The sequence below is a fragment of the Dyadobacter bucti genome (genome assembly GCF_005869225.1).
Lineage (GTDB): Bacteria > Bacteroidota > Bacteroidia > Cytophagales > Spirosomataceae > Dyadobacter > Dyadobacter bucti.
Genome location: NZ_SWFP01000001.1, coordinates 408,104 through 420,967, shown reverse-complemented (window position 1 = coordinate 420,967; position 12,864 = coordinate 408,104). Strand labels below are relative to the sequence as shown.

Below are 12,864 nucleotides of genomic sequence, written 5' to 3'. Positions count from 1 at the left end.
GTTTAAGTGAACAGTGTTGAATTTTTAGATATTGGTAATTCTTAGCATGATCTCGTCAAGGCCTGCGGGGATCACAAGGTTGAGCGTTTCTTCGGTGCCATTGGTACGGAAGATATGGGCAACCGCACTGAGCGGGTCCGCAATGCCGACATTTGCCAGTACGACTACTTCCTCAATTTTCAATTTCCTCAGCAGTACGGTTTCCAGCGGCACAGCTCCTGCTTCTCCCTCATTGTCGAAAAACTGGACTTCTATTGCGGCGATCGTGCCGTCAAAGGTTGAGGCACCAAGCAGGGTGAATAGTTTCAATACGCGCAGCCCGCAGTTTTCCAGACTGATCGCAGGCGTGTCCGTGTTGTACTCCTGTTCATTGCCGTTTACGATCTCCCCGTTGGAAAGCAGGAACTGGGTGGTAGCTCTCCATATTCTGGGCTCGTCGTCTTCGAGTACTATGGAAAAACTTTGCTGAACCGCATCGTTGCTCATCGGGTTGATCACCAGGGATTTGGCAAGAACTTCTCCTTCAATATTGGTGAAGCTGATCTGGACAATCGCCTTGGCAATGATGTTCATCTTATCGCGCACGATCGGAGCGATGGTCAGCACTCCGGTTCTCGGACTGTTGACAATGACCTGCGAATCTTTTTGTTCCGGGAATTCTTCCTGTATCGAATCGTCTTTGAAGAAAAACTCCTGACGTTTAAAATACTGATACTTGTTGGGGGCGGCCGGGAAGATCAGGAACTTCTGTAATAAAGTGTTATCCTGCCTGAAAATGGTCGTCCTTCCATTCATGTCTTTTGCAGGGGCTACAAATACCTGTACAGACTGGATACCGTCATTTGAGAAAACAAGATTTCCCGGCTGGATTTCAACGGGTATCAAAGGCGAATGATCCGAAATGTTCACGGCAATGTCCTTTTCAGTTACGTTTTCGAAAACCCGCGACTTGATCTTTGTTTCATGGCTGCCGATAATGGAACCCGCTTTGTGAATGAATTCAACATAGTAGTCGTAGGTCAATGTCCCGAAATCGTCGACGAAGAAACGGATCGCTTTTCTGGGCACGTTATTGCTTACCGCAATGCTTTCGTTGAGTTTTCTTTTTGACTTATCGCCCTGAGCCCCTGCGAACCCGTACGAGATATGCACGATGGCCTCGGTGATCTGGAATTCATCAAAATCCAGGGCCGACCTGATCTCCAGGGTTATTTCTTTAAACGGACCGTCGCCCAGCCGGACCAGCATTACCTGCTTGTCAGCATCGAAATCAGTACCTTCCAGCGTCAGCGCACTTGCGGGGTGGTAAACGTTGCTTTTGGCTTCCGCCTTGTCAAAGATGTACGTCCGTTTCATTTCCTGCGATATCGACCGGTGTTTCAGCGAATAGCCGGCATTGATATTGATCTTTGTCTCAACTCTTTCCGGTACCGTATTGGTCGGGGTCGGGGTCGTTGTTGTGGGGGTAGTCGGCGTTGGTGTCGTTGGCGTCGGTGTGGTAATGGTCGTTGTCGGCGTGGTTGGTGTCGGCGTAGTAATGGTCGTTGTCGGCGTTGTTGGCGTCGGTGTGGTAATAGTTGTTGTGGGTGTAATTCTTGGAGGCGGCTCGGGTGTCGGCGTGGGCACCGGAGTAACACCGTCGTTACTTGGCGGGGTTTCAGTTCTTGATGGTGTAACGGTTGTTGTTCCGGTAGCCGTAGTTGTCACGGTTGGTGTAGCCGTGGCTGTTGGCGTCGGGCTGTTTGTAGCGGGTGTAGTGACGGGCCTGGGCGTCGTTGGGGTTGTCGGCGTCGTCGGCGTTGTTGGTGTGGGTGTTGGCGTAGCGGCCTGCGTCCGTGTTGGCGTGTTGGTTCCGCCACCGTCTCTCTGGCTGGGCAATGTGCTGCCCAGGACGTTGTAATCTTCTCTGGGTATGGCGGTTGCGTCAAAGAGCGTAGGGGATAAAAGCTCCCTCACAAGTTTCATCGCATTGGGATCGTCGGAACCCAGCGGCCCCGAACCGGTACCAGTGCCGGTAAAATCTATTTCCTTCACCGTAATAGCTCCCGTATTGACCAGATCACGCATGATCAGGTCAATGTCATTGTTGGAAACGATCTTAAGATTGCCGCTGTCCAGGTTGAAATCGGCATCGATATGATGTTGCCAAAACTCTTCGGTAGCTTTAAAATCAACTGTAATTTCAAGATGGTAAGCTGGGGCAACACCCAGGTATTCCAGGTCATAAACCACGCCGACCTGGGTTTGAGAACCTTTTTTCAGAAGTGCCCACATGATCTGCGCTTCTTTTCCACCCAGTTGCAGGGAGAAAACGGCGGTTTGTTTTCCCAGCATGGCGGGCTTTGTCGATCCCGCCACCGTAAAGTCGACAGCCGGGTTGGCATCCCCGCCGGTACTGCCGAACATCACCAGCTTAACTGCCCCGTCTTTAAAAGGGACCTGAGCAAGCTGCACTTCCCCTCCGCCGGATGATTCCAGCTCCGACCTCAAAGCTTCAATTTCATCTTCCGACGGGCCTAGCTCTACTTCCAGCGTCAGAAAACCGCCTTCACGGTCCAGGTCTTTGTCGAACTCGGGGTCGGTCCCTTCCAGCACTTCACCGTCTATGTAAGCCACAAACTGGATGCCTTTTCCATTATTCGCAATTTTTACTTTTTCGGAAGGCAGATAGTAGTACTGGTTCGGATTCTGAAAATCACGGTATATCGTAATACCCTTTTTGATCTGGACATGGTCAGTTGATAGCATATTCTTATTTTTTAGCGTTACATAAAATGTCTTGTGTTCCTGAAAAAGCCTGAAAGGTCTGATGGATGATTGCCTTTGCCGGTAAAAAAATCTTCCTGAAATGCCAACAGAGACACCACCGTTTCTTCTGTGAAAAGCCCGTTTTCCGGGCCTGAATAATAGGCGGAAGATTTTTTGATATTGCTAACTGTTGTTAGTATACGTTGAATTTTCCTGACATCGTTTCCCGACGCTCCGTAGCGGATCGGCAAAGGATCCCGATTTTTTCGACCCCTCCTGAAATCAGCATAATTGAAAAGTAAGAAACTGAATTTGTCGGCCTTCGAGACATTCGCTTTTTTTAAAAGTTCTTGAAAACGCATCCAGCTGTTCCATGGCCCGTCACTCTGTTGGCTGCTGACATATTCCTTTGGCTGCCCGACTATTGTGATACAGCCGGAGCTGCTGAAATGCATATTCAGTGCTGCCAGGCACTTTTGGTTTTCGTCCTGAAATATGCCACGTGGTTCCGTTCGGGAGGCGTGGAGGTTGTCGCCGGCCAGCATCACTTTGTTTTGCGCCTGTTTTAGCCCGAATTTCAGCCTGCCTCCGGCAATGCTCACCTCCGGGATGCTGATCAGCCCATAATCATCCATCAGGAGCGCCTCATGCCGCTGATATGCGTCTTTCTCTCTTGGGTGTATACCTTTTTTCAACTCGTACTTTCCGGGCGACAGTATATTGAATGTTTTGAGGGCTGCCTTATTCCTGAGAAGGTACCGTTTGGACGGAACAGTGCTTCCGGGGAATAATGCAATTTTATGGTTCTCTTTATCCCACAATCCGACGGTGCAACGGCTCGTCGTGTAATTTAGCTTCATATACCCTGTTTCATACCCTTCACGAAACCCCGAAGTTGCGTCAAAATCGCCTTTTTGAGCGTCCAGGGGCAAACTTCCGCGAACACCGAATATAATGATTTTGTCCTCTCCGGTGACATAACAAAATTCGTCACAAAGTGCGGATAAAGTGGAGCTGTCAATTTTCATAAATTGGAGCTTTTATGGAATTAATATGATAAATATAACGAGCTATTTTAACGGAGTCAACTATTATATAGTGAAAATCACTGCATTAGGAGTGTTTCTTATTTAGCGGTACGCCTCCCGGGGTGCTATTGTAGAACTGGTTGTACAACCCAAATCGGGCTTTATAACCAAGCATTATAACTTATAACCTATCTTCTAGGAATAGTTATATAATTTATTTTTTTGGTGTCCAAAGGGGTGTATTTGTAGAAACCGGAAACAGTCTTTTAAAAACGCAAAAAAAATTTTTGTTTTTATTTGATAATAATGTCATCGCATTGGTCCTGGCCGTAAATGCAAAGCCAGTGCGGATGGTTTCCCTCTTCAAATTCAAAGTCTGTTTCCTGGCCGGTCTGATGAAAAAGCACGCGGGTATGCAACCTGGGCGAGTACACCTTGGCATTGCTCAGAAAAGAGGCCCACCAGCTGAATGATGAATTTGCCCTGAAAATAGTTTTGGCGAACATCAGCTTTAAAAAATCCGGAAACCAGGAGAATATGATCTCCTGATAATGCTGAGAACCTTCCGGGTAGCGCCAGTTGTCCTCATATTTGGGATAAATAATGCCCCAGTTACCGGTTTTGTCGTCGGTCACCCATTCCACGGTTTCGGGATCATAGCCGTATTTTACAAACGCCTTTTCATACGACTGCCGGGAAATGACAGAATATCCCTGGTTACTGGTAATCTCCGGGTTAACGATATCATCACGCCTCAAATGGGCGATGTGGTAGGTGCCCTGGCGGGCCTGCATGCGTTTATAGAGTTCCGATCCGGTTATACTATCGGAGAATCTGCAATAGTTATTTAAGATCTTATCCCGCGAATAATGCCTGAAAATAGAGTCGTGGTAGCAGGCAAGGCTGTCTATGCACACATTGATCCTTCCGAACTGGCCCGGATCGTCAGGGTTCATGTACGAGATAGTGTCGCCGTTTTTTTGGTTATACCTGTTGATCGCAGCCAGCCTGGCGTCGAGACTGTCCAGTTCGGGGATAGTTTGGTTAAGGTAAAGCCGCAGCTCGTCGTCGTCGATGATTTTGCATCCGGTATCCTCGAACAGCACATCGCCTTCCCAGTTTGAAGGCACCCAGATGTCCAGTTTGAATTTCTCAGCATAGTGCCTCAGAAAAACATACGTGAACATGCGGTTGCCAAAGCGTCCGTTCCAGTGGAGCAATACTATTTTGTTTCTTCCGGTCATACCAGGATGTATTTCTGTATGACCGAAAGATATAGGGTGCCGGGATTGGATGCAAGAACGATTAATTATTCGGTCAGTCTACAACCAGTCTGCCCATGCAGAAACCCGAAGGAGCATCGGCCCTGATAATATAGGTATTTTTTGAAAGTGGTAAATGACCGTTCATATCTGCCGACGTGCTTCCCTTTTCATCGGTGTCGAAACTTTTTGCCAGTACCAGCTTTCCTTCGCTGTCCAGGACGGAGATTTTTACTTTTTCATTTTTTTCAAAATTTTCCAGTTTCATGAACACATTACGGCCTCTCGCGGGATTGGGGAAAATTGTTATTTTTTTAGATAAAAACTGATCCGGGAAAATCGTACCATGACTCTCGGCGGCTAGTCTCGCAGCCGGGTTAGCGGGCACACCTTTAAAGGTAGTATTGGTCTTCGAGCCGCCGGTGTAGAACAGGTTTCCATTTAAAACAGCCGATACGCCCGAGAAGCGTGCTTCGGGTATAGGCGTCAGCTCTGTCCAGGTATTTGTTGCCGGAGAATACGCGGACACCAGTGCGCATTGGATGTGTTGTCTTACTTCGCCCCCGATCACAATGATCCTGTTTCCCATGACAACAGTCGCTGATGAAATATGCCCGCGCCCATAGGTTTCCGGGGCAGGCAAATCGGTCATTTTTGTCCACGTGTCGGTTTGCACATCATATCTGTGCACATCTTTCAGCGTAACCAGATGCGCATCATGTCCGCGCTGTCCGCCGATGTAATAGATATGCCCTTCGTAGACGGCAGATCCGGCATGCTGACGTGGATTTGGTAATGGCGAAAGCGTTTTCCAGCCCGCCGCAAGATTGCCCAGATCCAGTACGTAATGATCTCCCAGATCATGCGTCCTGGCCGCATTGGTACCTGCAATGTGGTGAAGTCTGCCGTTCAGGTATTCCATTTGTCCGGCCGCGATTTTGATCGGCAGGTCGGGCAGCCTGGTGTAATTGTTGGCCGCCACATTGTATTTCCATACCTGCTGTGTTCCGAAAGCCTGGCCGGTACCTGCAGCGTTGGACGTGTAGCCGCCTGCGATATAAATGTCCGTGCCGTCATTGGTAATCCCGGCGTGGGTGATCCCTCCGAAGTTCGAACCATTGGGGGTAAAAGGCAGATCTGCAATTGCGGTCCAGGTATTCGGCCCAGGTTTATAAACATAGCTCCGTTTGGTAGGGGTAAAACCGGTTTTCTGGCTGTCAAAACCGCCAAAAGTGTACAGCATTTCGTTGACCACCTCGCCCTGCGCCTCACTGACTTTGTAAGGCTGGTTGGCAACCTTGGACCAGTTCACAGTCGGAAAATCGGCTGCAGGACTACTGATTACAGTAATTTTCATCGGCACCGTACCGATCGCCTGGCCCGCTACTGCTTGCATCGTCAGGTTGTATATCGACTGTGTATGGTGATTTAGTTTTTTGATCAGAGAAAGTACGCCCGTCGTCGGGTGGATGGAGAAAGTGCCGTTTGTATTGCCGCTTTTAATACTGTAAACAATACTTCCGCCCTCCGCAGAAGTGGCAGATAAGGTGCCTGTGGATGTACCCGGGGTCCAGGTTTCAGGCAATGTCATGGTGTATGCCGGATATTTGAACTGTACTGATTTGCGTACTTCGAAATTATCGAAAGTGTAGGTCACAGGCGTGGTACCGTTGCGGTGCGAGGCAAACAATCCTGCATGTGCTTTGCTGCCGGTAAGGCCTGTTCCCGCAATGCTGATTTCCTGCGACGGATAACCGGCTCCGGCGTTGCTGTATGAGGTGCCTCCATCTGTCGAATACATACCTGTCGCTGTATTGGAAACCGGATCGATGACCAGCCTGAGATAAACGGTTTTTGTGTTCAAGCCATTGATCGTACCGGTCCGTCGCTGGTCGGGGTTGGTAGTTGCTGTCGACGTGCTGGATATGTCGTCGATTTCCCTCCTGAGCTCCACCCTGTTTTTGCTGATCGCCAGTTTCAGGAACGTTTTGTCATTCAGGCCAAACCATATACCCGCCTGCTCATCCAGCGCACCATTATAGGGATTGATCACCTGCGCTGAAATCTGTATTTTTTCATCCGTACGAACTTCCACGCCCAATGCATTGATGAGGTTGTTGGACGTCTGAAAGTTGAGGCCTTTGTTGGTAGTGATCTGAAGTGTTCCAGCCGTCAGTGCTAGTTTCGAAGCAAGGTAGCCAGGTAAATTAGCATCAGCCGGCTCGCTGTCGTTTACATGTCTGGTCCCCGAATAATTCTGTACCATTGTAAATCCCGTTCCCAGATTTCCACTGTCGGAAATCGTATTGGGTATGGAATTACCGAATGAAAGAGAGTAGGGGAGTTCCACACACACGTTCTCACATGGGAGGTGACTGATCGGAAAACAGTTTTGCGCATGCCCGCGATCCGCCGCGATCATTGCCAGAAAAATTGCAAGCGACAGATATTGGATTTTGGGAAAAAAAAGAGAAAATGTAGATGAAGTTATCATATTGACCCGGCCGGTTAGATGAATTAATTTTACAAATTAACCATCAAATTTGTGCCAGTCACTTCGGAAGCGAACGTGCCGCAAAACTGGGTATAGTTTTTTACAGTTACTTGCGATCTAAGGACTATTTTGGACGCCCTGCCGTGAGGCAATCGAAGGATTGCGGAACCGCGCAACGCTCGGCTGCCTCACAGTAAGTGCCAATAGCAAAAAGCTTATTTTAGTTTTTTATAGCAGCTCCCCAGTTTTTGTTTGGTTTGGGCCCCATTTCAAGTTCCAGCTTACCGCCGTCGTTTAATTGTTCGTGGGTAAACCAAGGCGTGTCCAGAGGTTTTCCGTCGAGACGGGCGCTCTGAATGTATTTGTTTACAACCGAGCAGTTTTTAGCTTCCATCGTAAATTGTTTCCCGTTTGGAAGGTCAATTGTTACCTTTTCAAATACCGGGCTGCCGATTGTATAAAGCGGCTTTCCGGGTGTTACCGGGTAAAAACCCATGGAAGAAAATACCACAAAAGCAGTCATGCCACCGCCGTCTTCATCGCCCGGTATACCAAAAATATTATCCTTGAACCATACATCCAGCAAAAAGCGGATCTGTTTCTGGGTTTTCCAGGGCGAGGTATAATTGTAGAGGTAAGGAATATGGAAACTCGGCTCGTTGCCCATGGAGTACTGCCCAACGAGGCCGGTAGCATCGGGGAATTTTGCCCAGAACTCGTACTTACTCCGTCCCAGTCCTTCCCGGTAAAGCTGGTCGAGGTCTTCCTCAAACTTCTTTTCTCCGCCGATCAGACCGATCAGGCCGGGGATATCATGCTGCACCTGCCATTTGTAAGTCCAGCCGTTGTTTTCGTCATAGTAATCCCTGCCGCCCATTCCACCGTCGAATTTCGGGTCTATCTGTATCCATTCGCCTTTGCTGTTTTTGGGAATGAACATGTTCTGCTCTTTGTTCCACAGGTTTTTATAATTGAGCCCGCGTGCGCTGAATGTCCTGTGATCGGCTGTTTTGCCGAGGTCTTTGGCCAGCTCGCCCACGGCCCAGTCGTCGTATGCGCCGCCAAGTGTTACCGCTACAGCCTGCCGTTTTTCAAAAGGAGTTACCAGTTTTACGGTTTCCTTTTCGTTTTTTCCCAGAGCCGGGTAATAACCTTTGCTCAGATAGAAATCATCAAGCTCACATTTCGGCCCGTTCATCCAGGGCAGCATAGTAGCCTCATTTGCATTTTTGACCATGCCTTCATATGCCTTTGCTACATCAAATTTTCGTAAGCCCTTTCGGTAAGCGTCCAGAAATACAATGGAGGAATGAAATCCGTTCATGCAGGCGTGATCCCCGAACAGCACCGGAAAAGTAGGCACCCAGCCGCTTTGCCTGTACATTTCCACGAATGATTCAAGCATATCTTCTTCCTGGGCGGGGTTCAGGATCATTCGCAGCGGGTGATGTGCCAGATACGTGTCCCATGTCCAGTCGTCGACGTAGAACGGGCGGGTTGTCTGATGGATTTTTTTATCAAAACCACTGTAATACTGGTTTCCTTCGGTGATATCGACCATCCGCTCGTATGTCCGGTACAGTGATGTATAAAAAGTTCTTTTCTGGGCTTCGGTACCGCCTTCGACACGGATCTGATTGATCACTTTCGACCAGGCATTTTCGCCGCTTTTCTTCAATGCTTCAAGATCTGTGGATTGAAGCTCATTGTTGAAATTTTTGCGCGCCTGTTCAGCCGATACAAATGATATCGCATATCTGAATTCGATTTTTCCGGTTTTATTGTCCGGAAAACTGATCCAGGCCCTGGTATTGGCGCCGCTAACATTTTGGTCGGTTTGTATCTTTCCGCCTTTCAGCGTGCCAGCTTTACCTTTTTCGTTGAAAACTCCGTACAGATAGATCCTGACGTCGCCGGCCCAGGTTTCGGTAGCTACAATTTCCTTCCCTTCATTAAACTGCCAGGAACCTTCTCCGTTGTTGTAGAGTCCGAAGAGGATGCTTTTCCCGCCTGCTTTCGGGAAATCGAAGCTGAAAATCCCGGTTTTCTTGCCGGGCACATATTCAACAGTTACTTCATCGTCAATCAGATACGTATTGTAGTACCAAGGCCTGATAATCTCCAGATCGTGGTCATAAGCTAGTTTTTGATCCCAGCTATCGGCCTGAACGGGCTGTACGGAAGGTTTTATGGAAAACGCTTCGCCCAGGCGATGGGAAACGATCGTAAGTGGAAAACTTGATATCTGGTCGTCGAGGTAACTGGCGCGGATCGGCGCCATGCGGATCATCTGGTTGGGAAGCTGAACCGTCGGCCGGGTTGGCTCAAGAAGCTGGCCGACGTTGCCTATGCGCGGGTCAATGTAACCGAGATTGCCGCCGGTGCTGTTTTTAGTGATCGTCTGTGCGAGCGCCGGCGTGAGAATGGAAACGAAAAAAACAAATAGAAATATTGTAGGTCTGCTCAGCATGGATTGTTTTAAGATATACGGTTACGAGATGTGCCGGTCTGTGCTATTTTTAATTTAAATAATGCTGTATTATATTTAAATGTATCCGGTAATGCCTTCCTTTGATAAATGGAAGGGCAAGAAAGTAAAACATGCTTAAAAAAAACTTAATAATTGGTTAACAGAAAGGATGAATCTAGGTTTTTCATCCATTAATTATACTTGTACCAAATTGTTAAAAAAGACTGCCCCACTATTAGCCCGACCCCATGAATTTCTGTAGCCGCTTTATTTTAATCATAACATTATTTCATTTCAGCATTTACAATGTCTGCCTCGGGCAATCTTATGGGCTGGGTTTTGAAAGTTTTGACGTTGTACAGGACAAAAGGACGGGCCTCGATCTGAGCCCGGAAGGTACGTTCCAGTTTAATGGTGATTTCGAAGTTTCTTTTGAAATAGCTTTTTTACCAGGCAAGAAAACCTACTTTGGCTACATCCTCAGACTGATCGAAAACGACAAGAAAAACATTGATATCCTCTACGACAATTCTCTTTTAAAGGATGACCATTTCAAAGTGATCGTCGGGGACGAGTTTTCCAGAATCGCCTTTGATATTCCCGGTGAACAGCTTTATAAAAAATGGAACAAGATCCGGCTCATTTTCAACAAACAAAAAAAGACGATCACAGTTTTTGGCGGCTCTAAAAGTTTCACCCAGTCGCTGAACCTCGACCAGGCCGGACGGTTTAAAATGCTGTTTGGTACCAATAAATACAAGAATTTCAACACAACGGATGTTCCGCCGATGAAGATCCGGAATATTGAGATCCGTGAAGATGACAAACGGACATATTACTTTCCGCTGGACGAGATTGAAGGGAACACTGCACCTGAGCGGCTTTCCGGGGCCGACGGGCTGATCTTCAACCCGCTGTGGATCAAAAAATTGCATTATGAATGGCAGCCGCTGAGGACTTTCGTGGTGAATGGCCCTGCCAGGATAACCAGCAATCAGGTTGATGGGGTGGTTCAGATCGTGTGCAACGACTCGCTGATAACGTACAGCATACTTTCGAACAGAGCTAACCGCGTGGTTTACAAGTCGGGTAAACAGGCGCTTTTCGTGGATAATCAGGTGCTTTATGAAAGATCTGACGGGAAGATCCACAACATTTACATCAATGAAAAACAGGTTTCGTCCCTGGATCTGAAAACCGGAAAGTGGAATAAAAGTCTGGTGGATTCTTCCTCGAAGACGCATTTTTTACACGCCAATAAATTCTATTCTGCGGAAGATTCATCGATCTATATCCTGGGCGGTTACGGCCACCTTCGTTACAAGGGCAACGTTCACAAATATAACCTGGCAACCGGAAAATGGACAGACCTGATCAGAAAGGATTCTGTTTTTACGCCGAGATATCTGGCGGCTCTGGGCAGGGCGACCGGCGGAGCCTACCTGATAGGGGGATATGGAAGTACGACCGGGCAACAGATCCTTAACCCTGGCAACCGGTATGACCTGCTGTTTTTTGATACCAAAACAGGCACTTTTAAAAAGGTGTATAACCTGAAAATTCCCGAAGAAGATTTCGTATTTGCCAACTCTATGATTGTGAACGAAAAGGCGAAGACGTTCTTTGCGCTGATCTTTCCGAAAGACAAGTTCAGTTCCCAGCTGCAACTCGTGCGCGGCTCACTGACAAGCCCGGAGTATCAGTTGGTAGGTTCCAAAATACCCTACCAGTTTATTGACACAGAATCATTTGCAGATCTGTTCTATGATCAGGCAACCAGCCGGTTTGTTGCAGTAACTTCTTTCAGGAATGAAAAAAAACAGACAATTATTTCGGTTTATTCGCTCTATGCCCCTCCGCTGGACGCCAGTATGCTTGTGAGCACAGCGGAGACAAAACCGGGAAATTTGACATGGATGATCGTGGCATTTCTTGCCCTGGCGGGCGGATTTTTGGTATATCAATACAAAATTAAAAACCGGAAAAGGCTTCCGGGCAAGGATGAAGCCGCAGTTTCCAAGATACCAGCCGAGGCACCGGTCCCCGTTAACATTTCGGCAGCCGGATCACCCAGTACCACGGACGCACCCGAAAGGACACCGGATGCTAAACAAGCGCCTGCGCATAACAGTATCATGCTTTTCGGGAATCTGCAGCTGTTTGACGAACAGGGTAATGAGATCGCAAAATTGTTCACGCCTTTGCTGAAAGAGCTTTTTCTGGTGATCCTGCTTTATTCCATCAGGCGTGACGGTATCAGTTCCGAAAAGCTGAAAGAGCTGTTGTGGTTTGACAAACCATCCGAAAGCGCGCGTAACAACCGGTCGGTGAATATAGCCAAACTAAAAGGGATATTGGACAAACTGAAATACTGCCATATCTCGAAGGAAACAGGTTATTGGAAGATCAATGTGGATTATGGGCAAATCACGATCGATTATGCAGATTACTTGAATCTGGTTGCGGACAAAAGGGTATTGAGCAAGCAGGATATTACGGAGTTGTCTAATATCACCAAGCGCGGCAGCTTTTTGTCCGACCTGGATTATGAATGGCTGGACAGCTTCAAATCCGAAACTTCCAATGAAATTGTGGATGCCTATCTGCGTTATGCAGCGTCGGTAAGTATCAGCGACGATCCTGAATTCCTGATCAAGCTGGCCAATTACATCTTTTATTTTGATCCCGTGAACGAAGAGGCGATGACGATCAAGTGCAAAGCCTTTGCGCATCTCGGCAAGCATTCGATGGCCAAGACTGCACTGGAGAATTTTTCCAGAGAGTACCGGCGGATTTACGGAGAGGAATTTCAGAAGGATATGCCGGAGGTTTTGCACTCGTGAGGCATCGCGGTTTGGCGGA

The 12,864-nt window shown here is 47.9% G+C and carries 6 protein-coding genes; 1 reads left to right on the top strand and 5 read right to left on the bottom strand.

The genetic code is table 11. The features are described from left to right. Positions 1 to 24: 24 nt before the first annotated feature. From FBF61_RS01645 to FBF61_RS01625, 5 genes are all read right to left on the bottom strand, one after another. A complete protein-coding gene (locus tag FBF61_RS01645; protein WP_138475424.1) occupies positions 25 to 2,748 on the bottom strand; it encodes a hypothetical protein in 2,724 nt (907 codons plus the stop codon). Positions 2,749 to 2,765: 17 nt separating this feature from the next. Beyond that, positions 2,766 to 3,776 carry a peptidoglycan-binding domain-containing protein gene (locus tag FBF61_RS01640; RefSeq protein ID WP_138475423.1) on the bottom strand — a complete coding sequence of 337 codons (1,011 nt, stop codon included), beginning with the start codon at positions 3,774 to 3,776 and terminating at the stop codon, positions 2,766 to 2,768. Positions 3,777 to 4,069: 293 nt separating this feature from the next. Continuing rightward, positions 4,070 to 5,020: an O-fucosyltransferase family protein gene (locus FBF61_RS01635; protein ID WP_138475422.1), complete on the bottom strand. Its 951-nt coding sequence runs from the start codon at positions 5,018 to 5,020 to the stop codon at positions 4,070 to 4,072. A 73-nt stretch (positions 5,021 to 5,093) separates the two neighbouring features. Continuing rightward, positions 5,094 to 7,532: a Kelch repeat-containing protein gene (locus FBF61_RS01630; protein ID WP_138475421.1), complete on the bottom strand. Its 2,439-nt coding sequence runs from the start codon at positions 7,530 to 7,532 to the stop codon at positions 5,094 to 5,096. A 220-nt stretch (positions 7,533 to 7,752) separates the two neighbouring features. Further along, positions 7,753 to 10,002: a GH92 family glycosyl hydrolase gene (locus FBF61_RS01625; RefSeq protein WP_138475420.1), complete on the bottom strand. Its 2,250-nt coding sequence runs from the start codon at positions 10,000 to 10,002 to the stop codon at positions 7,753 to 7,755. 248 nt (positions 10,003 to 10,250) lie between these two features. On the opposite strand from FBF61_RS01625, the gene FBF61_RS01620 reads away from it, so the two are divergent. Next, a complete protein-coding gene (locus tag FBF61_RS01620; RefSeq protein ID WP_138475419.1) occupies positions 10,251 to 12,845 on the top strand; it encodes a galactose oxidase in 2,595 nt (864 codons plus the stop codon). Positions 12,846 to 12,864 lie beyond the last annotated feature (19 nt).

Coding starts and splice junctions, on each gene's coding strand:
- FBF61_RS01620 (WP_138475419.1), top strand. CDS start 10,251: ATGAATTTCTGTAGCCGCTTTATTTTAATCATAACATTATTTCATTTC.
- FBF61_RS01645 (WP_138475424.1), bottom strand. CDS start 2,748: ATGCTATCAACTGACCATGTCCAGATCAAAAAGGGTATTACGATATAC.
- FBF61_RS01640 (WP_138475423.1), bottom strand. CDS start 3,776: ATGAAAATTGACAGCTCCACTTTATCCGCACTTTGTGACGAATTTTGT.
- FBF61_RS01635 (WP_138475422.1), bottom strand. CDS start 5,020: ATGACCGGAAGAAACAAAATAGTATTGCTCCACTGGAACGGACGCTTT.
- FBF61_RS01630 (WP_138475421.1), bottom strand. CDS start 7,532: ATGATAACTTCATCTACATTTTCTCTTTTTTTTCCCAAAATCCAATAT.
- FBF61_RS01625 (WP_138475420.1), bottom strand. CDS start 10,002: ATGCTGAGCAGACCTACAATATTTCTATTTGTTTTTTTCGTTTCCATT.